This is a genomic window from Burkholderia sp. YIM B11467 (genome assembly GCF_052952715.1).
On sequence record NZ_JBQVSQ010000006.1, the window covers coordinates 450,573 to 473,862 of the forward strand.

19 protein-coding genes and 1 tRNA gene are annotated in these 23,290 nt (G+C 67.4%); 8 read left to right on the top strand and 12 right to left on the bottom strand.

Annotated features, from left to right (window positions below; all coding sequences use genetic code 11):
- Positions 1-11: 11 nt before the first annotated feature.
- Both ACTRWB_RS23010 and ACTRWB_RS23015 read right to left on the bottom strand, forming a co-directional pair.
- Positions 12-1,205, bottom strand: coding sequence for a sulfotransferase family protein (locus ACTRWB_RS23010; protein ID WP_129512546.1), 1,194 nt, complete (start codon positions 1,203-1,205; stop codon positions 12-14).
- Positions 1,202-2,311, bottom strand: a complete 1,110-nt coding sequence (locus ACTRWB_RS23015; RefSeq protein ID WP_446903291.1) for a DUF1214 domain-containing protein — start codon at positions 2,309-2,311, stop codon at positions 1,202-1,204. The genes ACTRWB_RS23010 and ACTRWB_RS23015 overlap by 4 nt, the downstream gene beginning before the upstream one ends.
- A gap of 214 nt (positions 2,312-2,525) precedes the next feature.
- Here ACTRWB_RS23015 and cysD point away from each other — a divergent pair, with 214 nt between their 5' ends.
- The 5 genes from cysD to ACTRWB_RS23040 all read left to right on the top strand — a co-directional run bounded on the left by cysD (position 2,526) and on the right by ACTRWB_RS23040 (position 9,294).
- Positions 2,526-3,422, top strand: a complete 897-nt coding sequence (cysD, locus tag ACTRWB_RS23020; RefSeq protein ID WP_446903292.1) for a sulfate adenylyltransferase subunit CysD — start codon at positions 2,526-2,528, stop codon at positions 3,420-3,422.
- On the top strand, positions 3,422-5,338 hold the full coding sequence (gene cysN / locus ACTRWB_RS23025) for a sulfate adenylyltransferase subunit CysN (RefSeq protein ID WP_446903293.1): 1,917 nt from the start codon (positions 3,422-3,424) through the stop codon (positions 5,336-5,338). The genes cysD and cysN overlap by 1 nt, the downstream gene beginning before the upstream one ends.
- 119 nt (positions 5,339-5,457) lie before the next feature.
- The gene (locus ACTRWB_RS23030) at positions 5,458-6,645 is read left to right on the top strand and encodes a helix-turn-helix transcriptional regulator (protein WP_446903317.1); all 1,188 of its coding nucleotides are present in this window, start codon (positions 5,458-5,460) and stop codon (positions 6,643-6,645) included.
- 245 nt (positions 6,646-6,890) lie between these two features.
- Positions 6,891-8,258, top strand: coding sequence for an MFS transporter (locus ACTRWB_RS23035; protein WP_446903294.1), 1,368 nt, complete (start codon positions 6,891-6,893; stop codon positions 8,256-8,258).
- The gene (locus tag ACTRWB_RS23040) at positions 8,245-9,294 is read left to right on the top strand and encodes a lactonase family protein (RefSeq protein WP_446903295.1); all 1,050 of its coding nucleotides are present in this window, start codon (positions 8,245-8,247) and stop codon (positions 9,292-9,294) included. The genes ACTRWB_RS23035 and ACTRWB_RS23040 overlap by 14 nt, the downstream gene beginning before the upstream one ends.
- A gap of 60 nt (positions 9,295-9,354) precedes the next feature.
- Here the strand turns inward: ACTRWB_RS23040 and ACTRWB_RS23045 are convergent, their stop codons facing one another.
- Entirely contained in the window at positions 9,355-10,392 is a 1,038-nt protein-coding gene (locus ACTRWB_RS23045; RefSeq protein ID WP_343494584.1) for an AraC family transcriptional regulator, read from the bottom strand.
- 226 nt (positions 10,393-10,618) lie between these two features.
- Here ACTRWB_RS23045 and ACTRWB_RS23050 point away from each other — a divergent pair, with 226 nt between their 5' ends.
- Entirely contained in the window at positions 10,619-11,728 is a 1,110-nt protein-coding gene (locus tag ACTRWB_RS23050; protein WP_193098728.1) for a fatty acid desaturase, read from the top strand.
- A 43-nt stretch (positions 11,729-11,771) separates the two neighbouring features.
- On the opposite strand, the gene ACTRWB_RS23055 is transcribed toward ACTRWB_RS23050, so the two are convergent.
- From ACTRWB_RS23055 to ACTRWB_RS23090, 8 genes are all read right to left on the bottom strand, one after another.
- On the bottom strand, positions 11,772-12,392 hold the full coding sequence (locus tag ACTRWB_RS23055) for an HAD family hydrolase (protein WP_048248867.1): 621 nt from the start codon (positions 12,390-12,392) through the stop codon (positions 11,772-11,774).
- Positions 12,393-12,525: 133 nt separating this feature from the next.
- Entirely contained in the window at positions 12,526-13,392 is an 867-nt protein-coding gene (locus ACTRWB_RS23060) for a hypothetical protein (protein WP_446903296.1), read from the bottom strand.
- A gap of 51 nt (positions 13,393-13,443) precedes the next feature.
- A complete protein-coding gene (locus ACTRWB_RS23065) occupies positions 13,444-14,100 on the bottom strand; it encodes a TerD family protein (RefSeq protein ID WP_129512557.1) in 657 nt (218 codons plus the stop codon).
- Positions 14,101-14,192: 92 nt separating this feature from the next.
- A complete protein-coding gene (locus ACTRWB_RS23070) occupies positions 14,193-15,209 on the bottom strand; it encodes a DUF475 domain-containing protein (protein WP_048248870.1) in 1,017 nt (338 codons plus the stop codon).
- A gap of 43 nt (positions 15,210-15,252) precedes the next feature.
- Positions 15,253-15,999 carry a VWA domain-containing protein gene (locus tag ACTRWB_RS23075; protein WP_343494579.1) on the bottom strand — a complete coding sequence of 249 codons (747 nt, stop codon included), beginning with the start codon at positions 15,997-15,999 and terminating at the stop codon, positions 15,253-15,255.
- Between the two features lie 10 nt (positions 16,000-16,009).
- Positions 16,010-17,098 (bottom strand): toxic anion resistance protein, encoded by a 1,089-nt coding sequence (locus ACTRWB_RS23080; RefSeq protein WP_446903297.1) that lies wholly within the window; start codon positions 17,096-17,098, stop codon positions 16,010-16,012.
- A 353-nt stretch (positions 17,099-17,451) separates the two neighbouring features.
- Positions 17,452-17,868, bottom strand: a complete 417-nt coding sequence (locus ACTRWB_RS23085) for a hypothetical protein (RefSeq protein ID WP_446903298.1) — start codon at positions 17,866-17,868, stop codon at positions 17,452-17,454.
- A gap of 7 nt (positions 17,869-17,875) precedes the next feature.
- Positions 17,876-18,505, bottom strand: coding sequence for a LysE family translocator (locus ACTRWB_RS23090; RefSeq protein ID WP_446903299.1), 630 nt, complete (start codon positions 18,503-18,505; stop codon positions 17,876-17,878).
- 346 nt (positions 18,506-18,851) lie between these two features.
- Here ACTRWB_RS23090 and ACTRWB_RS23095 point away from each other — a divergent pair, with 346 nt between their 5' ends.
- Together ACTRWB_RS23095 and ACTRWB_RS23100 are read left to right on the top strand one after the other, a co-directional pair.
- Complete coding sequence (locus tag ACTRWB_RS23095; RefSeq protein ID WP_446903300.1) at positions 18,852-21,038, top strand: TonB-dependent receptor; 2,187 nt, start codon at positions 18,852-18,854, stop codon at positions 21,036-21,038.
- Between the two features lie 57 nt (positions 21,039-21,095).
- Positions 21,096-21,186 (top strand) — tRNA-Ser (locus ACTRWB_RS23100).
- Positions 21,187-21,274: 88 nt separating this feature from the next.
- Here ACTRWB_RS23100 and ACTRWB_RS23105 read toward each other — a convergent pair.
- Complete coding sequence (locus ACTRWB_RS23105) at positions 21,275-23,290, bottom strand: sodium:solute symporter family protein (protein WP_446903301.1); 2,016 nt, start codon at positions 23,288-23,290, stop codon at positions 21,275-21,277.

Sequence of the window (23,290 nt, forward strand, 5' to 3'; positions counted from 1 at the left end):
GCGTGCGGCCGTCAGCCGGCGGCCCGCAGGTGCCGCGCGCGATACGCGGCGAAGTCGTGCGCGAGCTGTGCATCGGTGAAGCCGAAACGCGCGATCGAATAGTCGTGCGCGGCGCGCTTGTCGCGACCGTTGCGCGCCATCCAGTCCGTCATCGCCGCGCGCTGCCGCGCATCGAGCGGCATGCCGGCAAACGCGTACACGGCTTCCGCGACGCCGAGCGGATTCGATACGGTGTCCTCGAAACGCACGTCGAGGAACCGATCGGCCGGCAGCGCGTCGCGCGCCGTCATCGCCGCACCGATCGCGCGCGCCATCCCCGCGTTCCACTGCGCGCCGACCGCGAGCGGATCCGGATCGTCCGCATACATCTGCCACAGCGTGTGCGCCATGCTCGCCATCGACGGAATCGTCTGCGCCGGATCGCGATGCGTGAGCACCACCTGCGCGCGCGGGAACACGCGGCACAGCACGTCGAGCGCATGTAGGTGCTGCGGCGTCTTCAACAGCCAGCGCTCGGCCGGCGCGACGCCGCGCCGCGCCTTCTGCCACTGCAGGAACTGCAGCATCCGCTTCAGGTACGTGTAGACCGGCGTGAGATCCTGCTGCGCCAGCCACGCCGTATAGCGCGGCACGTTCGCATACGAATCCATCGCGCACACGAACGCGTGCTCCATCAGCATGAACTCCTCGTCGGCAAGCATCGCGTCGAGCGGATGGATCGTCAGGATCTGCGGAATGCAGTCGATCATCGTCGCGACTTCAGCCTGCGCACGCGCGATGCGCACGGTCGGCGCGTCGAGCGTCTCGCCCGCGAGCGGCGCCGGGTAGCGCGTTTCCCACCACGCGGCTGAATGAAAGCGCGGGTCGACGGCCAGGAGCCGCTGCAGCAGCGTCGTGCCCGTGCGCGGCAGGCCGACGATCACGAGCGGATCGTCGATCGCGATGTCCGCGATCTCCGGAAAACGCCGGAAGTAATCCTCGATAACGAGCCGGTTCACGAGCTGGCCGACGAGCTTCTCGCGCATCATCTCCGCGCCACGCGCGGACAGCTTCGCTTCGTCGATCAGCGACGCGCACATCACGTCGAGCGCTTCGCGATACGGTCCGTCGCCGAACGCGGTGAGCCCGCCCGTGCGCGACACGGCCTCGGCGATCAGTCCGTCGGCGGCGAGCAACGTGCGAATCCGGTCGAGCGGCGCGTTCATGCGGCCTCCTTCAGCGTGGCGAGCTTCACGACGCGCGTGCGCGGATGCACGGGTTGCGCGGCACCGACCCAGCGCCAGCAGATCGTGCCCGTGCGATGCCCGGCCGTATCGAGCCAGTTCGCATCGCCCGGCCGCGATGCCGCGACCACCACGGTCACGCCGCCGCCGGCATTCAACCGCGCGCTGTGCTTGTTCACGCACACGTCGAAATGCCGGTAGTCGAGCGACTCCATCCAGTAGTTGTTGAGCTGCACGTTCCAGAAGTCGCAATCGGGCACCGTGTCGACGTCGATCACGAGCGCCTCGTCGTCGGCCAGCGACCAGCACGAGTGGTAGTAGTAGATGTTCGGGTCGCCGCCGACCGACTGGCACAGCGCCTGGTCGGCGGGCGGCAGCGCGTTCACGTGCGACCGGTAGCTCGCGGCCCAGTCGGCGAACAGCTTCGAGGTCTGCTCGACGAACTGCGCGGCGCGCGTGAGGCCGCCTTGCAGCACGAGCGGGTCGAGCGGCGCCGGGCGCTCCTGCGCGCCGATGCGCTCGATCTTCAGTTGCGCGGGCGTCTCCGCGCGCCGGTCGAGGAAGGTCTGGCGCACGAGCAGCGCGTTCGTGCCGGGCTCCATGCGCACCCAGTTGCCCGCGCGCGGCGTCTCGCTCAGCACGATCTCGAAGCTGCCGTCCGGCGCGATCTCCAGTTGCTTCGCGTCGAGAAAACCCGTCTGCAGCATCTTGCCGTCGGTTTCGTAGCCGCCCTTCTGCGTGCCGAAGCTCAGGTACGCGACCGTGCCGCGCCGCCCGGTCACGCGGTATTCGCAGCGGCCGTCGAGACGCGCGTACTGGTACAGGTTGTCGGGATTGTCGGCGCCGATCTTCGCGGTCTCGTGCGACGGCGAGAAAAAGCCTGGCCACGCGCCGTCCGCGAACTCGACGTGCATTTCCAGCGCGATGCGCATCAGCCGGCTCAGGTAGCGAAACCCTTCCGCGCGCGTCAGCGGGTCATCCGGCGCCTCGGCGCGCAGGATCTGTTGTCCGCTGCGTTTCAGGGTGTCGCAGAAATCGGCCCAGGTCTGGCCCGAAAGCAATTGCGTGGCACGTGTGTCGTCCGTCATGTGTCGTCTCCGCCGATGGTCGAGCGCTCACCTTAAGCGCCGGCGCCGCGCGCCACTTCGTCCGGGTGGACTAAGGAAAGATCCGCTGCGCCGCCGCACGGCGGTTTAGTCCACCCGGACGAAGAGCGATACGCCCCGCGCTCGATACCGTTGGTGTCATGCACGAAACGCCGCACATGTCGCGCGGCGCCGTCATGAAACAAGGAGACGAACGATGTTGACCCACTTGGAGCGACTGGAGGCCGAAAGCATCCACATCATGCGCGAGGTGGTCGCGGAGAGCGAGAACCCGGTGATGCTGTATTCGATCGGCAAGGACAGCTCGGTCATGCTGCATCTCGCGATGAAGGCGTTCTACCCGGCGAAGCCGCCCTTTCCGCTGCTGCACGTCGATACGACGTGGAAGTTCCGCGAGATGATCGCGTTTCGCGACGAGACGGTCGAACGCCTCGGCCTCGACCTGCGCGTGCACATCAACCCCGACGGCCTCGCGAACGACATCAATCCGTTCACGCATGGCTCGGCCGTGCACACCGACATGTGGAAGACGCAGGGGCTCAAGCAGGCGCTCGATCACTACGGCTTCGACGCCGCGTTCGGCGGCGCGCGCCGCGACGAGGAGAAATCGCGCGCGAAGGAACGCATCGTGTCGCTGCGCTCGGAACAGCATCGCTGGGACCCGAAGCGCCAGCGTCCCGAACTCTGGTCGCTGTACAACGCGCGCAAGCGCAAGGGTGAAACCCTTCGGGTGTTCCCGATCTCGAACTGGACCGAGCTCGACATCTGGCAATACATCCAGCTTCACGACATCCCGATCGTGCCGCTCTACTTCGCGAAGGAGCGGCCCGTCGTCGAACGCGACGGCGCGCTGATCATGGTCGACGACGAACGCCTGCCGTTGCGCGAAGGCGAGGTGCCGCAGATGCGCAAGGTGCGTTTCCGCACGCTCGGCTGTTATCCGCTGACGGGCGCGATCGACAGCGATGCGACATCGCTCGACGACATCCTGCAGGAGATGCGCGAGACGCGCACGTCCGAACGCCAGGGGCGCCTGATCGACAGCGATTCGGCCGGTTCGATGGAAAAGAAGAAACAGGAGGGATATTTCTGATGGCACACGTTCTCACCGCGCCCGACACGCTCGCGCGCCCCACCGCTACCGCATCCGCCAGCGACGATGCACAAACTCAGGACCTGCTGCGCTTCATCACGTGCGGCAGCGTCGACGACGGCAAGAGCACGTTGATCGGCCGCCTGCTCTACGAGTCGAACATGCTGTTCGACGACCAGCTCACGCAGCTCGAGGCCGATTCGAAGAAGGTCGGCACGCAAGGCGGCGAACTCGATTTCGCGTTGCTCGTCGACGGCCTGTCGGCCGAACGCGAGCAAGGCATCACGATCGACGTCGCGTACCGTTTCTTCGCGACCGCGCGACGCAAGTTCATCGTCGCCGACACGCCCGGCCACGAGCAGTACACGCGCAACATGATCACCGGCGCGTCGACCGCCGATCTGGCCGTCATCCTGATCGACGCGCGCAAGGGCGTGCTCACGCAGACGCGCCGCCACAGCCATCTCGTCGCGCTGATCGGCATCAAGCGCGTCGTGCTCGCGATCAACAAGATGGATCTCGTCGACTACGACCCGGCCGTGTTCGAGCGCATCGACGCCGACTATCGCGCGTTCGCGGCCGAGCTCGGGCTGTCGGAGATCGTCAGCATTCCGATGTCGGCGCTGCGCGGCGACAACGTGATCGTGCCGAGTACGCGCATGCCGTGGTACGCGGGCCCGACGCTGATGCAGCATCTCGACACCCTGCCGCTCGCCGCACGCGTGACGCGCGACGAGCCGTTCCGGCTGCCGGTGCAGTGGGTCAACCGCCCGCACCTGAACTTCCGCGGCTACGCGGGCAGCATCGCATCGGGCGAGATCCGCGTCGGCGAACGCGTGCGCGTGCTGCCCTCCGGCAAGGAGAGCCGCGTCGCGTCGGTGATCACGCAAAGCGGCGAAAGCGACATCGCGCGCGCCGGCGACGCGGTGACGCTCACGCTCGCCGACGAGATCGACATCAGCCGCGGCGATCTGATCGCGCGCGCGGACGCGCCGCCTGAAGTGGCCGACCAGTTCGAGGCGACGCTCGTGTGGATGCACGACGAGCCGCTGCTGCCCGGCCGCCCGTATCTCGTGAAGCTCGGCACGCAGACGGTCGGCGCGACCAGCGCGACGCCGAAATACAAGATCGACGTGAACACGCGCGAACATCTCGCCGCGCGCACGCTCGCTCTCAACGAGATAGGCGTGTGCAACCTGAGCTTCGACCGGCCCGTCGCGTTCGATCCGTACGACCGGAACCGCCATACGGGCGGCTTCATCGTGATCGACCGCTTCACCAACGACACGGTCGGCGCCGGGATGCTGCACTTCGCGCTGCGCCGCGCGCACAACGTGCACTGGCAGGCCGTCGACGTCGATCGCGCCGCGCGCGCCGAGCAGAAGGCGCAGACGCCGCGCATCGTGTGGCTGACGGGGCTGTCGGGCGCCGGCAAGTCGACGATCGCGAACCTCGTCGAGAAACGGCTCCACGCGCTCGGCAGGCACACGTACCTGCTCGACGGCGACAACGTGCGCCACGGGCTCAATCGCGATCTCGGCTTCACCGAGGCCGATCGCGTGGAGAACATCCGGCGCGTCGCCGAAGTCGCGCGGCTGATGCTCGACGCGGGGCTCATCACGCTCGTGTCGTTCATCTCGCCGTTCCGCGCGGAGCGCGACATGGCGCGTGCACTCGTCGGCCCCGACGAGTTCGTCGAGGTGTTCGTCGACACGCCGCTCGCGATCGCCGAGGAACGCGATCCGAAGGGCCTGTACAAGAAGGCGCGGCGCGGCGAGCTGAAGCACTTCACGGGCATCGACTCGCCGTACGAGCCGCCCGCGCAGCCCGAGCTGCGCGTCGACACGGTGGCCGAGTCGCCGGAAGCGGCGGCGGACCGCATCGTCGCGTACCTGCTGCGCCAGCGCACCGCGTAAGCGCCGCGGGCAGGTTGCCCGCCTGCCCGCGTCGTCTACTCTGTTCGGATGACGCGGGCCGCCGGCCGGCCGGTATGCTGGTCCGGGAACACTTCATCCGGACCAAGGAGAACACGAGCATGCGGATCGCGCTGACACCCGACGATACGGCCGCGCACGACGGTTTCGACGACGCCGCGTGGACGGCGCGCGAACTCAGCGCGTGGCTCGGGCTCGTCTATCAGGGGCCGTCGGAAGCCACGCCGTGGGCCGGTTTTCTCGAAGCGATCCGCGTACAGCTCGACGCGAGCTTCACGACGCTCGTGCTGCGCAATCCGGGTGGTTCACGGCACGGGCTCATCATCAACGCATCGACGCACGGGCCGCTGCTGCCCGGCGAGCCGTCGTACAGCGAGCAGTTCTACGCGCTGTGCCCGTTTCTCGACCACCCGCCCGGCCAGGTCTTCACCGCCGACCGGCTGTTCGGCGAAACCACGTGGCGCACGCACGACTTCTACCGGCAGTACCTGCAGCCGCTCGACCTGCGCTACATCCTCGGCGCGAACCTGCGCGGCGAACGCGGCGTCGAATGCGCGTTCTTCGTGAGCCGTGCGCACGGCGGGCGCGATTTCGACGCGGCCGAGCGCGCGCAGGTCGCGACGCTGCTGCCGCACCTGCAGCGGGCGGTCGAGCTGCACGCGGCGCTCGACGTGCTCGATGCCGAACGCGCGCTGTACGCGGGCACCGTCGACCGGCTCGATGTCGGCACCGCGATCGTCGACGAGGACGGCCGCGTGATCAAGCGCAACCGCATCGCGGAGCGGCTGATCGAGCAGCAGGACGGGCTGTGCGTGCGCCAGGAACGGCTTCACGCATCGTGCCCGCTCGACGAGCGCCGGCTGCAGAAGGCGCTGCAGGCCGCGCTCGAGCATTTCCGCGCGGGCGCGCTCGCGCGCATCGAAGCCACCACGCTGTCGCGCCCCGGCGGTGCGATGCCGTTGAGCGTGCTGCTGCGCCCGCTCGCGCCGTACCGCGGCGCCGAGGACCGCCAGCACCGGCCGGCCGTCGCGGTATTCGTCCGCGATCCGGCATCGTCGCCACAGACGTCGCGCGACATGCTGCACCGGCTGTTCCGGCTCACGCCGATGGAAACCGAAATCGCGCTGCTGCTCGTCGACGGGCTGACGCTCGACGAAGCGGCCGCCGCGACGGGCATCACGAAGAACACCGCCCGCGCGCACCTGCGCGGCATCTTCGCGAAAACGGGCGCGACGCGGCAGGCCGTGCTCGTGAAGACGCTGCTCAACAGCGTCGTGTCGATGGCCTAGCGGGCGGCGACCGGGCGTCCGGCGATCGACGTTATCTCAATTCATGTCATACGTCATCAGACATGACTAAATCGAGCATCAGCCTCGTGATATTCCCCAATATTTGCATAATTTCCGGGTAAACCCGCGACGTCTTTACCGGTACTCAGGCGTACCATGTCATACGACGACATACTACATCGATCGCCACCCAGATGCCGACGCGGATTGCAGCCCCGTCCGCCGCCGCCCGACCGGAGACACCCTTGAACCCGCCCTCGCCCGCCCTGCCCGGACGCGACCCGCTCGCGTCCGCCGTCTCGAAAGTGAAATGGCACGTGCTGCCGCTCGTGCTGATCATGTTCATCGCGAACTACATCGACCGCGTGAACGTCGGCTTCGTCGATCGCCACCTGGAAGCGTCGATCGGGATCGGCGCGGCCGCGTACGGGCTCGGCGCCGGGCTGTTCTTCGTCGGCTACGCGCTGTTCGAAGTGCCGTCCAACCTGCTGATGCAGCGCTACGGCGCACGCGTGTGGCTCGCGCGGATCATGGCGACGTGGGGCATCGTCGCGGCCGCGATGGCGTTCGTGTGGAACGACACGTCGTTCTACGCATTGCGCTTCCTGCTCGGCGTGGCCGAGGCCGGCTTCTTCCCCGGCGTCGTGCTGTACCTGTCGCAATGGCTGCCGCCGCAGGAGCGCGGCAAGGCGATGGCGATCTTCCTCGGCGGCTCGGCGTTCGCGTCGGTGCTGTCCGGGCCCGTCACGGGCGCGCTGCTGTCGATCCGCGGCTTCGGCCTCGAAGGCTGGCAGTGGATGTTCCTGATCGAAGGGTTGTTCTCCGTCGCGCTGTGCGGCGCGAGCTGGCTGCTGCTGAAATCGCATATCCGCGACGCGACGTGGCTCACGGCCGAAGAACGCGCGGCGCTCGAACACGCGCTCGACGCGGAACGCGCGGCGCGCGACCTGCGCTCGAACGTTCCCGTACGCACCACCGCGCTGCTGCGCGATCCGCAGATCATGCTGTTCTGCTTCCTGTACTTCTCGATCCAGCTGACGATCTACGCGGCCACGTTCTGGCTGCCGACGATCATCCGCAAGATGGGCGGCCTCACCGATTTCCAGGTCGGCCTCTACAACACGATTCCGTGGATGATCGCGATCGGCGCGATGTACGGCTTCGCGGTGCTGTCGTCGAAGTGGAAGCATCCGCAGCGCTGGCTCGCGTTCGCGCTCGTGCTCGCCGCGTGCGGGCTGTTCGCGTCGACGTCGCACGATCCGGTGTGGTCGTTCGCGTCGATCTGCTTCGCCGCGCTTGGCTTCAAGGCCGCGTCGTCGCTGTTCTGGCCGATCCCGCAGGGGTATCTCGACACACGCGTGGCCGCAGCCGTGATCGCGCTGATCAACTCGGTCGGCAACCTCGGCGGTTTCGTCGCGCCGACGGCCTTCGGCTATCTGAAGCAACATACGGGTTCGATCACGGGCGGGCTGTATGCGCTCGCGATCGCGTCCCTCGTCGCCGCGGTCGCCGCGCTGTTCGCGCGCACGCACCGGCGCAACGATCCGCCGCGCGGCCTGCCGGCCGACGCGTCCTTCACCAACGCTTCGATGCTCCGCCATGCCGAACACTGACCGCCTGACCGTCGTCGTCTCGAATGCCGCCGACGCCGACCTCGCCACGTTCTCCCTCGCGGCCGACGGCACGCTCGCGCCGCTCGCCCGCTATCCGGCCGCCGACGTCGCGATGCCGATCGCCGTGCAGGCCGACCGCGCAAGGCTTTACGTCGCGACGCGCGGCGAACAGCCGACGATCGTCGCGTTCCGGGTCGTCCCGGCCACGGGCGCGCTCGCGCGCATCGGCACGACCGCGATCGACGCGAGCCACGCGTACCTGTCGCTCGACCGCAGCGGCCGCTGGCTGCTCGGCGCGTCGTACGGCGGCAATTCGCTGAGCCTCTATGACGCCGCGCGCGTGCGCGACGGCGACGGCACACCGCTGCAGGTAGCCGGCGGCATTGCGAACGCGCACGCGGTGATCGTGTCGCCCGACAACCGTTTCGCGTACGTCAGCTCGCTGGGCTCGGACCGCGTGTTCAGCTTCACGCTCGTCGAGGACGCGGCCGGCCTGCGCGCGCTCGAACACGGCGAAACGCGCGTGCCGGCCGGCTTCGGCCCGCGTCACCTGCGCTTCGCGAGCGACGGCCGCGCGCTTGTCGTCGTCAGCGAATTCCAGGGCACGCTCGCGACGTTCGCGCGCGATCCCGACAGCGGCCGGCTCAGCGATGCGCATGTGAGCGCACCCCACCCGGCCGTCGCCGAACTCGCGCAAGGTCACGCGCGACCACCCGCGCCCGCCGACCCGTCCGTGTGGGCCGCCGATCTCCATCTGACGCTCGACGAGCGTTTCGCGTATGTCAGCGAACGCACGTCAAGCCGGCTGCTCTGCTATCGCCGCACCGCCGACAACACGTTCGAACCCGCGCACGCGACCGCCACCGAGACGCAGCCGCGCGGTTTCGCGATCGATCCGTCGGGGCGCTGGCTCGTCGCATGCGGCGAACAGTCGGAACACGTGTCGGTGTATGCGATCGCGCCGGACGACGGCGCGCTGTCGCTGCACGCACGCGTGCCGGGCGGCCGCGGCGCGAACTGGGTCGCGATCGTCTGACGATGCCGCGCCTGCGCGGGATCCGGCAGGCGCGCCGCGAAGGCCGGTGCCTTCCCGCGTTCAGCGCCGCTCGCTCGGCGCAACGCCCGTCCAGCGCTTGAACGCGCGCGTGAAATTGGCGCGGTCCGTATAACCGACGCGCGCCGCGATCTCGTCGACCGGCAGGCGCGTGCCCTCGAGCAGCCGCAGCGCGTCGCGCAGCCGGATCTCGTCGAGCAGCGTCGAATAGGTCGCGCCGTACTCCGCGAGCTTGCGCTTGAGCGTGCGCGCCGACACATGCAGTTCGCGCGCGATGTCGTCAACCGACGGATAACCGCCATCGCCGCAGATCAGCAGATTGCGCACGCGCTCGACGATGCTCTCCGCATAACCGAGCCGCGCGAGTTCGGCCTCGCACTGCTGGACGATCATCTGCGCGGTCTGCGCGTTCGCGGTGCCGATCGGCTCGTCGAGCAGCGCGGCGTCGCAACGGATGCGGTTCGCGCTCGCGTCGAAATGGCAGCGCGGCAACCGCGCGCGATAACGCTCGAACCACGGCGGCTCGGGCCATTCGAAGTGGAGTTCGGCGCGCGACTGCAGCGTGCTCCCCTGCGCCGGATACAGCAGCGAATTGAACAGGATCGCGGTCTCGACCAGGAAGTTCTCGACCGCGAACTGGCGCAGCCGGCCAAGCGGAAATGCTTCGAGCACGTCGATGTCGACGATTCCGTCGAGCTGCGCGAGCCGCACCGAGAAAAACGGCACGCGCGTCGGCAGATAGCGGATGCCGAGCGCGATCGCCTCGCCGAGCGTCGCGCAGCTCATCAGCCCGAAGCCGATCAGTCCCGCTTTCGTCAGGCTGCTGCGCAGGCCGATCTCGATCGCGATCGACGGGTCGTCCGTCGCGTCGAGCAGGTTGAACACGATCGCCGCCTGTTGCAGCGGCGTGATGCGTGCATCGGGTTGCGCGAGCCGCTCGCGCTCGACGCCCGAGCCCGCGAGTATGCGGCCGCCGTCGATGCCGCGCTCCTCGGCCAGCATCAGCATGAACAGCGCATACGCGGACGACACCGTCGCCTTGTTCAGCTGGCGCGCGGCATCCGGGACGGACAGGACCATGCGGCGGACTCCGGAGCGGTTTCGGCGGATTGTAGCGTCGCTGGCCCGCAATGACACCACGGCGGCACTCTAGCCGCGCGGTTCCGCATCGTGCGCCCGTGCGTCGGCCAGCATGGCCCGAAATGACACCACCATTGGCACCCGCGGCCCTCGCGTGCGGTCCGGCGCGCGCCTATGCTTGTCACATCGGCATAACGCCCCACTCTTTCCGCACGGATTCCGGTCGATGAGCCAACCCGCACGAACCGCATTTCGCCACGACGCGGACAAGGTCGCGTACGTCCGCCGCGAGGTCAACGCCGCGAGCGACGCGATCCGCGCGCGCTTTCCGCTGCTCGACAACCAGAACCTGGTCGGCGCGACCGTGATGGCCGCGTCGGTCGCCGCGATGCTCGCGATCGCGTGGCTGTATGCGCGCGGCGCGATCGCGTGGTACGTCGCGCTGCCGCTCGCCGCGTTCGTCACGTCGCTGATCCACGAGCTCGAGCACGACCTGATCCACCTGATGTACTTCAAGAAGACGCCGTGGGCCTATCACCTGATGATGGCGCTGTGCTGGCTCACGCGGCCCGGCACGATCAACCCGTGGACGCGGCGGCGCATGCACCTGCATCACCACAAGGTGTCGGGCGGCGAATCGGATCTCGAGGAATTCGGCATCACCAACGGCGAGCGCTGGGGCGTGAAGCGCCTGCTGATGATCGCGGACGGCATGCTGGCCGTCGTGCTGCGGCCGGCCGCGATGCGCCGCAAGGTGAAGCAGTACGTCGCCGCGCAGCCGGTGCAGGATGCGGCCGAACGCGTGCAGCTGCGTGTCGAGCAGGTGTCGTCATACATGCCGGTCGGTCACGTGTATTACGCGCTGTGGCACGCGTTCATCGTCTATCACGTCGGCCTGTTCGCGCTTCATGCGTTCGGCTACGCGGTGACGGTGCCAGCTCTCGTCGAGCGCGCGATGAACGTCGTCGATTTTCTCGCGGTGGTGTGGCTCGGGCCGAACTTCGTGCGCAGCTTCTGCATCAACTTCGTCAGCTCGAACATGCATTACTTTGGCGACATCGATTCGCGCAACGTGATCCAGCAGACCCAGGTGCTCAACCCGTGGTGGATGCTGCCGTTCCAGCTGTTCTGCTTCAATTTCGGCAGCACGCACGCGATCCATCACTTCGTGGTGCGCGATCCGTTCTACATCCGGCAGCTGACCGCGCGCACCGCGCATGCGGCACTGCGTGAAGTGGGCGTGCGCTTCAACGACGTCGGCACGTTCGCGCGCGCGAATCGCTGGGGTGCCTATCGCTCGCCGCGCGGCGAGCGCCGCATGCAGGCCGACGCGTAACGCGGGCGTCCGGCGGCGCGCTGCGCCGCGCCACCGCGGTCCATCAATCGCCGATCGGCGGCATCGCCCCCTGCCCGCGGATCCACGACCAGTTCGCGAGCTCGGCCATTTCCTTGTCGCCGCGGCTGTCGCCATACGCGAACAACTGCTTCGGCGGCCGGTTGCCCCACCACCCACGCAGCCGCACGACCTTCTGCGGCCCCCAGCAGTTCTCGCCGTCGAGCCGCCCGGCGAACGTGCCACGCTCGAACGCAAGCCGCGTTGCGAGCACCGCATCGAAGCCGGCCGTCTTCGCCCACTTCTCCAGATACAGCGACGGCGACGCGCTGACCAGCACGACTTCATGCCCGCGCGCCTGATGCTCGCGAATGCGCTCGAGCATTTCCGGACGCACGAAGCGCGGCAGGTACGTGTCGACGAACGTGCGCGCCTGCGCGTCGAGCGCATCCTCGCGGATCGGCCCGAACGCGAACGACGCGAACTTCGCTTTCGCGTCGCCGCGCGACAGCAGCCCGGCCTTCATCGCGACGATCCAAGGCAGTGCGCGCAGCCCGGCCCATGCGAAACGCGGCGTGCCGACCGCGTAGCGGACGAAATGGCGGAAGCTGTCGGTAGTCGTGATGGTGCCGTCGAAATCGAATGCGGCGACGATGCGGTCAGTCATGGGGAAGCGGTGGGAAAGCGATGAGATGCCCGGGAAGATAGCAGAGTCGTGCCGGCGTGCGAGAAATGGCGTGACGCGATGCGCTCAAGGCAACGAACCCGCGCGCCGCAGCACCCGGGTTCGTACCGTTCGCTCAGCGCTGCGGCCGCGCCGCCAGCGCAGCGGGCAGCACGACGTTCATCAGGTGGTCGGCGCGCGACAGCAGGTCGGACACGCGTTCGTCGAGCCCGCGCAGTTGCGCGGGTTGCATCCGGATCTGCTGGACGGCCTGCCCGACGATGTTGCGGCGGTCGAACAGCGTGCGCTCGACACCCGCGTCGTCCGGCACGTGCACGACGTCCGCCACCGCGCTCAGCGCCGCGAGCACGACCACGAGGTTTTCTTCCGCATGACGGACCTTCGCGGCGAGTTCCTCGGTTCGGCGCGGGAAGAAACCGAGCGACTGCTTGAGCGCGCCGAGTGCCGCGCGATAGTCGACATGGCCCGACGCCCCGCCGAACCAGCGTTCGAACATGCCGGCCTTGCGCGTCGCCTGCGCGAGCATCCCGGCCATCATGTCGGCCGCGCCGAGTTCGTTGAATTCGCGCGTCGTCGCCGCGACGGCTTCGACAAGGTTGCCCGCCGTCTCCAGCGCGCCGTCGCCGATCGTCGCGACCGTCGCGAGCTTGAGCGGCACCAGTTGCCGGATGTGCCGCTCGATACGCGGCGCGTAGTCGGGATAGAGATTCGGGAAGCTGGCTTGCGCGGCGCGGAAGCACGCGTCGAGCTGCGGGTGATTCGAATCGCCGAACAGCGCACGGCCGAGCGCATCGGCCCGCGCCGCGCGTTCGGCCTTGTCAGCCGCCGGCCCGAAGTCGAGCGCCTGCGGCGCCGCTCGCTCGGGCACACGCGCGGCCGGCGCGCCGCCCGCAGGCGGCACGTCGAACGCAAGACGCCCGGGCGTGCGCTCGGGCGTCGTATCGAACTCGAGCCGCTGCGGCTCGTCGGACGGATTCGTCATCGCTGCATCCTGCCCGGCGCGGCGGTGTCCCGCACGCCGAGCTGCGGCCAGTCAGACCGCGCCGCCATAGGCGCGCACGAAGTCGCCGAGGCCGCGGTTGTAGCCGGCGCCCACTGCCTTGAACATGAAGTGACCGTCGCGGCGATAGAAGCTGCCGACCTGCACCGACGTCTCCATCGAGAAGTCTTCCTCGAGCGCGTACTTCGCGATCACCGCGCCCGACACCTCGTCGGCGATCTGGATATAGCTGTTGCGAACCTGGCCGAAATTCTGGCGGCGCGCTTCGGCCTGGTCGATCGTGACGACCACCGAGATTTCCTCGATATCGGCCGCGAGCTTCGTCATGTCGATGAAGATCACTTCGTCGTCGCCGTCGCCGCTGCCCGTGCGGTTGTCGCCGCTATGCACAACGCCCATGCACTTCGACGCGGGCATCCCGCGCTTCGGGAAATCGTCGCCCGGCTGGATGAAGGTTTCCTTGCGCTCCATCGTACGCACTTCGCTGTTGTAGAACACGAAGTGCTGATCCGAGATCAGCTTCGGATTGCTCTGCGCGTCGTACTTGCACAGGAACACCGACACGTCGAGATCGAAATCCGTGCCCGTGTCCGTCGAGTTCGCGTCCCAACCGAGACCGATGCGGAATTTCTGCGTGCCGGGCGCTTCCTTCGACAGGTTGACGCGACCGCCTTTCGACAAATTGATCATCTGAACCTCTTCTGCTGGAACCGCCGTTGCGCCGGCGGTCATGCCAGGCCGCCCTGCGCGGCCCCTCGTTGATGGTGTCCGTGCCGCGCGCGTTACTCGCTCGCCACCGCGGTCCGGTCTTCCCTGCGTTGCACGACGATCGACGACCACACGGCCGCCGCGATCATCGCCGCGCCGATCAGGCCCGTGACGACCTCGGGCACCTCGAACTTCACGCCGAGGAACATGATCGTTGCGAGCGCACCGATCGCCCAGAACGCGCCGTGTTCGAGAAAGCGATATTGCGCGAGCGTGCCCTTCTTCAGCAGCACGAGCGTCATCTCCCGGATATAGGCCGCGCCGACGCCCAGGCCGAGCGCGATCAGGAAGATGTTGTTCGACAGCGCGAACGCGCCGATCACGCCGTCGAAGCTGAACGACGAATCGAGCACTTCGAGATACATGAAACCCGCAACGCCTTCGCGCACCACGCGCGTGCCCGTCTCCCCGCCGCCGACCAGGTCGCCCACGCCGTGCGCGATCACGAAGCCGATCACGCCGAACGCGCCCGCGAGCAGGAAGCTGACCTGCTCGGCCGCCGGTACGTAGAACGACGCGACGATCACGATCGCGAGCGTCAGCGCCACTTCCAGCGCCGTGATGCGGCCAAGATGGCGCATCGGGCCTTCGAGGAAGCCGATCCAGTGCTCGTCCTTCTCGGTGTCGAGCATGAACTTGAAGAACACCATCAGCAGGAACGCGCCGCCGAACGCCGACACCTGGTGATGCGCGGACGTCAGCACCGCCGCGTACTTCTCGGGCGATTCGATCGCGAGCGTCAGCGCGTCCCACAGGCCGATGTGGCCGATCACCGCGACGATCAGCAGCGGGAACACGAGACGCATGCCGAACACCGCGACCGGCAGGCCGAACACCATGAAGCGGTTGCGCCACTTCTCGGACCAGTTCTTCAGCACGGAGGCGTTGACGACCGCGTTGTCGAGCGACAGCGAGATTTCGAGCACGGACAGGACCGCGACGATCAGCATGTCCTTCACGCCGCCGAGGAGATAGGCCGCGACCAGCGCGAGCACCGTGAGCGACAGCGGGATCTTGAAGTCTTTCAACATGATGGGGATATCGAGTTCTGGAAAAGAGGCGTGCGGGCCGCGCTTACTTCGCGCGCACCCAGTCGCAGAATTCCTGCGTGATCAGTTGTTCGTAGATCTGTTCGTCGCTGACGTCGAGCGATTCGAGATGCAGGAAGCCGACGTTCGGCATTTCGTCCGCGACTTCCGCGAGGAAGCCGAATTCGCTCGGATCGCCGACGCCGACCAGCGACCAGTACAGCGGGAAGTGCTGCGACTCGGCCAGCAGCTGGCGCACGCGCTTGCGGTCGTTCTTCGGGTTCTGGCCGTCGGTGACGAACAGTACCCAGGCGGGCAGATGGCCGTTCACCGGTGCGGATGCGGCCGGCGCGGGCGCTTCGTCCGCGCCGCCGAACAGCCGGCTCAGGAAGCCGCGCTTCGCTTCGCGCTGCGGCTGCGGCTCCGGCGCGCGGAAGAAGAAGTCGACGATGTCGTTCATCACCGGCGCGTACTGCGTGCCGCCCCACTTGTCGATCCGGGCTTCGAGCACGTGATCGGAAATGTACGAGCCGTAGTTGTCCGGCGTCGCGGTCGGCAGGCGGTCGTAGCCTTCGGTGAAGGTCCACGTGTCGACTTCGCCGTTGTCGTCGAACTTCAGCGCGATGCCGAGGATCCGGTCGTGCGTGTCCTGGATCACGCCCGACTGATACAGCGGCTTCGCGGAGCCCGAGATGTCGAGCGCCGCGCCGACGCGCACGACGGGCGGCTTCAGGATCTGGCGTTTTTCGAGGACGATCGCGACCTTCGCCGCGCGTTTCTCAAGCGTAATCATGCGGTGTTCCTCAAGAGTGCTTCGGAGCGAATCGGGTGATCAGGTCCTGTTCGAGCTGGCGCAGGCGCGGTGCGTCCTGGTCGCGCTGGCGCTTGCCGTCGGCGATGATCTGCGTGATGTCGTCGAACGCGCCGAACAGCTGCTGCTGCGCGTATTCGAACGTGTCGGTCGAAATCACCGGGCGCTGGCCGAGCTTCGCGACTTCCTGCGCGTTCTGGCGGTTCAGGTCGGCCTGCGCGCGAATCGCCTCGTCGGCCGCGTCGTACGTCGCGTTCGCGAGCGCCGCCGCGCGCTTCGTACTGAGCTGCTCGAGGTAGAGCGCGAACGCGTTGGTCCACGCGGGGATCAGCACGGTCTTGATCGTCATGAACTTCGACGTCAGCGTGCGTTTCTGGTCCTGCTCCATCCGGATCTGCGGCGCGAGCTGCTTCGACATCAGCATCGCGCGGTCGAGGTCGTCGAGCTTGCTTTCGAGCGCGTCAACCTTGCGCTTCACGTCGAGCAGGCGTTGCGCGCCGAACGCGTCGTCCACCTGCTGCTGGCCGGCCGCGAGATGCGCGCGCAGCGTCGCGAGCGCCGTTTCGCCGTGCGCCTTCGACTGCGCGAGATCCTGGTGCAGCGCGTAGTTGTCGTTGTACATCCGCTCGAGTTCGTCGATGCCGGCCTTCTGGCGCTGCGCGTGGCTCTCGAGCTCGACGACGAGCGTGTCCATCCGCTTGCTCACCGACTCGTATTGCGACAGCAGCTTCTCCTTGGTCGAGCGGAACAGCCGCGTGACCTGCGTGAGCAGCCCGCCCTTGTCGGCGCCGCGCGGGTCGAGCCCCTTCGCGGTCGCGATCAGTTCGTTGAGCTTGTCGCCGAACTGGTCGGCATCCGACGCGCGGACGCTTGCGAGAATCTGCTGCGAGAAGGCGGCGATCCGCGTGCCCTGCGTCGCGCCGAGCTGGTCGATCTCGTCGACGGTGATCAGGCGCGCGTTCTCCATCGGCCGCGCTGCCGGCACGATGGCGGCGGCAGGCACTGCGACGGGTGACAAAGACGGGGTGGAAGGACGATCGCTGACCGCATCGGATTTCTTGTCGTCGAATAGCGGCTTCATGTGGCTACCACGTTTCCTTTTCTGCTTTTTGCTACGTGTTGTCGTGCGCGCGAGGCACGCATCCGCGATAACCGCCGTGCTCTCTCACGGGCGGCAGACGGACAATAAATGGCACGGCCGCATTACGTCAAGCGACGCAATTCTTTCAATTGCCATTCATTTTGTAATGAAGCGCGTGACCACGATGCCAGCCCGTCGTCACTCATGCCGCCATGCGCGTTGGCCGCGTAAGGTTCGGACGCATCCAAACTTACATGTCTGATCAATACGAAAGAAAAATGAAATCGCCGGTATTGGCGCATTTCAGACACCGCGCATGGGCGGCCGAGAGGCTCGCGATCGCCGATCGCGCGCTATCGATCCTGCACGCGATTCATGCCGAGCCGAGGCAGGACGAACGGCACGGAGCGGTCACGAATCGTGAAGTCCCATCGTCCGTCGATGCCCACGAACGTCGCGCTGAAATGCCGGACGTCGGCCCATGTGATGTCATCCAGATGGCACGACGCATACATCGCGCCGACCGTGCGTTGCGCGCACACCTTCAGCGGATCCTTCGACACGAGCGTGAAGGTGACGGCCTCCTCGAACGGGCAGTCGTAGTCGGTGACGAGCAGATAGGCGGCCGGCGTTTCGAACTGGCGCAGCAGCACGAAGCCGGAAATGGCGAGGCCGCAACGCACGTCGTCCACGAGCACATGCGTGCGTGACGGCCACGCTTCGTACGGACCGTCGTGCGTTTCGAGCGTAAAGCGCTCGACCGGCTTCATCGCCGCGTCAGTTCGCGGCCTTGCGATACAGCGCGACGTACCCCGCGAGCATCAGCAGCAGCGACCCGCTGACGCGGTTCAGCCACTTCTCCCCCGCCGCTTTCCACACCCGCACCGAATGCACGCCAAGCAGCGCGTAGCCGGTCATCCCGATGAGGTCGATCGCGACGATCGTCGCCGCGAGGATCGCGTATTGCGGCGCGATCGCGTGCGACCGGTCGACGAACTGCGGCAGCAGCGCGGACATGAACAAGTAGTACTTCGGGTTGCTCATCGCGACGAAAAAACTCTTCAGGAAGGCGGTCCGGCGATCGGGTGTCGGGGGCTCGAGTTCCTCGGCCACGGCGGACCGGCCGCTCGACATCAGCATCCGGATGCCGACATACGCGAGCCACGCCGCGCCGAGCAGCTTCAGCGTCACGAACGCCGTTTCGGATGCGTCGAGCAGCACGCCGAGGCCGAGCCCGACCAGTGCGACGAGCACGACGTCGGCCGTGACGGCGCCGAGCATGCCGACCATCGCGTGACGCAATCCGTAGCGTGAACCGTTGCTCATCGCGAGCAACACCGTCGGGCCGGGCGTCGCGACGCCGACGGACAGGATCAGGGCAAATGCGAGCAACGCGGAGAGCGACATGGCGTGGCGTTCCTTCTGAAAGCGGCCGTGCGAACGGATGGCATCGTCGATCTCGCCCGTGCGGGCCGCAACCGGCGCGCCCGGTTTGCTACGACGAATGTGAACGGCCAATGATCGCACGCTCGTCCCGATGCCGCTCGGCGGCTGGGCAGTGCCGATCGTGCACGGCGATCGCCCGCCATCCCAGATAGTGACGCCATATTTTTGTAAACGACAATCATTCTCGTTTACGTTAGACTCCGCCGCTCGATAAAAACACGTCCGCGACAGCACGGACGCGTCACGCCGCCCGGATTCCGACTTGCCGCCCTGGGATGGATCACCGACTACCTCCGATTTGCGTCCCATGTCGACACTTTCGATACCCGTCCGGCGTCTCACGCCGATTGCATTCGGCATTGCGCTCGCCTGCACGCTCCCTGCCGCCGCGCGTGCCCAGCAGCCCGCCCCCGGCGCCAGCGTCAGCGCTTCGCCCGACGGCGCCGTGCTGCCGTCGATCAACGTGACCGGCGCCGCCGAGCCGCTGCCCGGCGACCTCGCGCCGACCTTCGCGGGCGGCCAGGTCGCGCGCGGCGCGGATTTCGGCGTGCTCGGCCGGCAGAAGGCGAGCGACGTGCCGTTCAGCATGACCACCTACACGTCGAAACTGATCGAGGATCAGCAGGCGCGCACGCTCGCCGACGTGCTCGACAACGATCCGGCCGTGCGCAGCGCGTCCGGGTACGGCAACTTTTCGCAGGTGTTCGTCATCCGCGGCTTCCAGCTTGCCGGTGACGACGTATCGCTGAACGGCCTGTACGGCGTCACGCCGCGGCAGCTCGTCGAAACCGACGCGGTCGAACGGGTCGACGTGTTCAAGGGCGCGAATGCGTTCCTGAACGGCGCGTCGCCGAACGGCTCGGCGGTCGGCGGCGGCGTGAACCTGCAGTTGAAGCGCGCGGACGACAAGCCGCTCACGCGCGTCACCGTCGACGGCGAGGTGTCCGGCTCGTTCGGCACGCATGTCGACATCGGGCGCCGCTTCGGCAGCGAAGGCCAGTTCGGCGTGCGCGTGAACCAGTCGATCCGCGGCGGCGACACGGCCGTCGACGACGAGCGCCGCCGCAGCAACGTGACAGCCGTATCGCTCGACTGGCGCGGCAACAAGCTGCGCCTGTACGGCGACTTCCTGTATCAGCGACAGCGCATCGACAACGGCCGCCCCATCGTGCTGATCAGCGGCAACCAGTTGCCGGCCGTGCCGTCCGCGACCCACAACTATGCGCAGCCGTGGAGCTTCAGCGAGCTCGAGGACACGGTCGGGATCGTGCGCGCCGAATACGATTTCCTGCCCGCGTGGACGGCCTATGTGTCGGCCGGCGCGCGTCATACGAACGAGCACGGCGACTACTACACGCCGACCTACTCGTCGTCCGGCACGACCGGCTCGCGCCTGAGCGTGCCGCACAAGGAGGATGCGCAGTCGACCGAGGCCGGCGTGCGCGGCCGCTTCACGACCGGCCCCGTGTCGCACTTCGTGACGGCCGGCGCGTCGTTCATCCGCATCGACAGCCAGTCCGCATACACGATGTCGAACGCGTTCCCGACGACGCTCTACGATCCGGCGCCGGTCGCCTTCCCGCCGACCGCCTTCGCGGGCGGCAACATGGACGATCCGGGCACGGTCACCAGGACCTGGCTGCGCAGCTTCGCCGTATCCGACACGCTCGGCTTCCTCGACGACCGCGTGCTCTTCACGATCGGCGCGCGCCGCCAGTCGATCTCGGTCGACGACTTCAGCTACACGGGCGCGGCCACCGCGACCTACAGCGACGCGATCACGACGCCGGTATTCGGTCTCGTCGTGAAGCCGTGGCGTAACGTGTCGATCTTCGCGAACCGCAGCGAGGCGCTCGCTCGGGGCGAGACCGCGCCGAGCACCGCGCGCAACGCGGGCCAGGCGCTGTCGCCGTTCCGCTCGAAGCAATACGAAGCCGGCCTCCGCTACGACACCGACAAGTACGGCGCGTCGCTCGCGCTGTTCCAGATCGAGAAGCCGATGGCGTACACCGATCCGGCATCGAACCTGTTCGGCGCCAATGGCACGCAGCGCCACCGCGGCATCGAGACGGCCCTGTACGGCGAACCGTGGAAAGGCGTGCGGCTGATCGCGGGCGCGACCTACCTCAATGCAACGCTGCAGAACACCGCGGGCGGCGCCAACGACGGCAACCGGCCGATCGGCGTGCCGTCGTTCCTGTTCAACGCGGGCGCCGAATACGACGTGCCGATGCTGCACGGCCTCACGCTGACCGCGCGCTGGATCCACACGGGGCCGCAGTATCTGGACGTCGCGAACACGATGTCGATCCAGGCGTGGGACCGCGTCGACCTCGGCGCGCGCTACGCGACGGAACTGTTCGGCAGGAAGACGACGTTCCGCGCGAACGTGCGCAACGTCGCGAACAAGTCGTACTGGTCGTCGACGATCGGCGGGTATCTGACGCAGGGCGATCCGCGCTCGGTGTGGCTGTCGATGACGACGGATTTCTGACGTCAGCGGAAGGGAGTGGCGGGCCGCCACCAGAGTTTGCTATACTCTCGGTCTTCCGGAGAGATGGATGAGTGGTTTAAGTCGCACGCCTGGAAAGCGTGTATAGGTTAATCGCCTATCGGGGGTTCGAATCCCCCTCTCTCCGCCAGAACGCATGAAGCCCCTTGATTTCCCGGAAATCAAGGGGCTTTTCCTTTTGGCGCGCCGACACGCCCCCTATCCGCCCGCCTCCCGCGTCACGGATGCCTGATGTAATCCACCAACGCCCGCGTGTACTCATCCGGCCGCCGATCGCACAGACTCACCACGATCGCCACCGCAAACCCCGCCGGCACGCCGAACACGCCCGAACTGATCGGCTCGATCCCGAACCACGTGCGCCCTGCGAACCCCGTCAGCTGCGTGAAGTACGGATAGGTCGACACGATGTAATACACGCACACCGCGAGCCCCGTCACCATCCCGGCGATCGCGCCGCGCGTCGTCGTGCGCTTCCAGAACACGCCGAGCACGAGCACCGGAAAGAAGCTCGATGCCGCGAGCGAGAACGCCGCGCCGACGAGGAACAGGATCTTCCCCGTATTGAGCGACGCGACATACGACGCGAACAGCGCGACGCCAAGCAGCAGCACCTTCGAGATCGTCACGCGCCGCTGGCTCGACGCATCGGGCGCGACCATGCAGTAATAGACGTCGTGCGACAGCGCGTTCGCGATCGTCAGCAGCAGCCCGTCCGCGGTCGACAGCGCGGCGGCCAGCGCACCGGCCGCGATCAGTCCCGACACGACATACGGCAGCCCCGCGATCTCCGGCGCGGCCAGCACGACCATGTCCGGCTGCATCTGGATTTCCGACCAGTGCACGATGCCGTCGCGTATCACCTCGACGACGCTGATCAGGTCCGGTTCGAAGTGATGCCATTGCGTGACCCACGCCGGTAATTCGGCGAATGGCCGCCCGACAAGATTCGCGAGGATCTCGTACTTGATCAGCACCGCGAGCACCGGCACGCTGAGGTAGAACAGCGCGATGAAGAACAGCGTCCAGCCGACCGAGCGCCGTGCCGACGCGACCGACGTGGTCGTGTTGTAGCGCGTCAGGATGTGCGGCAGGCTCGCGGTGCCGAGCGACAGGCACAGCAGCAACGCGAGAAAATTCCGCTCGCGCGGCTTGCGTTCGTCGTCGCTCGCGGCCGGAAACGGCTCGTGCATCGGCACGGGCGGCTCGGCACGGGCCAGCAGATCGTCGCGCGCCTGCGTCCACGCGACGCGCGCCGCCGCCGGATCGCGCGGGAAATCGGCCAGCTCGCGCTCGCGCTGGCTGATCTCGCGCAGCGGCCCGTTGTGGCGCCGCAGGTCGGTGAGCTGGTCGGCAAGATGCCTGCGTGCGTCCGCATAGGACGCCGGCAACCGGTCGAGCCGTGTCTGGATGTCCGCGGCTTGCCGGCGGTACGCGTCGCGCACCTGCTGCTCCCCGGACGCATCGCGCACCTGCGCCTCGCGCGCCGCGACGCGCTCCATCAGCTTGCCGTAACTGAACTGCGGCACGGGACCGAGCCCGTTCTTCATCGCGATCAGCGACACCGGAATCAGGATCGCGCTGATCAGGATGATGTACTGCGCGACCTGCGTCCACGTGACCGCGCGCATCCCGCCGAGAAAGGAGCACACGAGAATGCCCGCGAGCCCGCAGAAGATCCCGATCGCGAAATCGACGCCGATGAAGCGCGTCGCGATCAGGCCGATCCCCTGGATCTGCGCGACCAGATACACGAACGAACACAGGATCGCCGCGCCGGCCGCCAGCGCGCGCACGGCGGTGCTCGAGAAGCGCGTGCCGAGAAAATCGGGAATCGTGTAGCGCGCGAGCTTGCGCACATAAGGCGCGAGCAGGAACGCAACGAGGCAGAACCCGCCCGTCCAGCCCATCACGTACGCCAGCGCGTCGTAGCCGGTGGAGTAAAGCGATCCGGCCAGGCCGATGAACGACGCGGCCGACAGCCAGTCGGCCGCCGTCGCCATCCCGTTGAACGCGGACGGTACGCGCCGCCCGGCCACGTAGTACTCGACGAGATCGGACGTGCGCGACAGCAGCCCGATCACCGCATAAACGGCGATCGGCACGAACAGAAACACGTAGCCGATCCAGACGCCGGAGCCGGTCGCGCGCTCGATCCGCCACATCAGCAGCACGAACCCGAGAAACCCCAGCGTGTAGAGCGCATACGCGCGTATCAGTCGATGCGTCAGCAT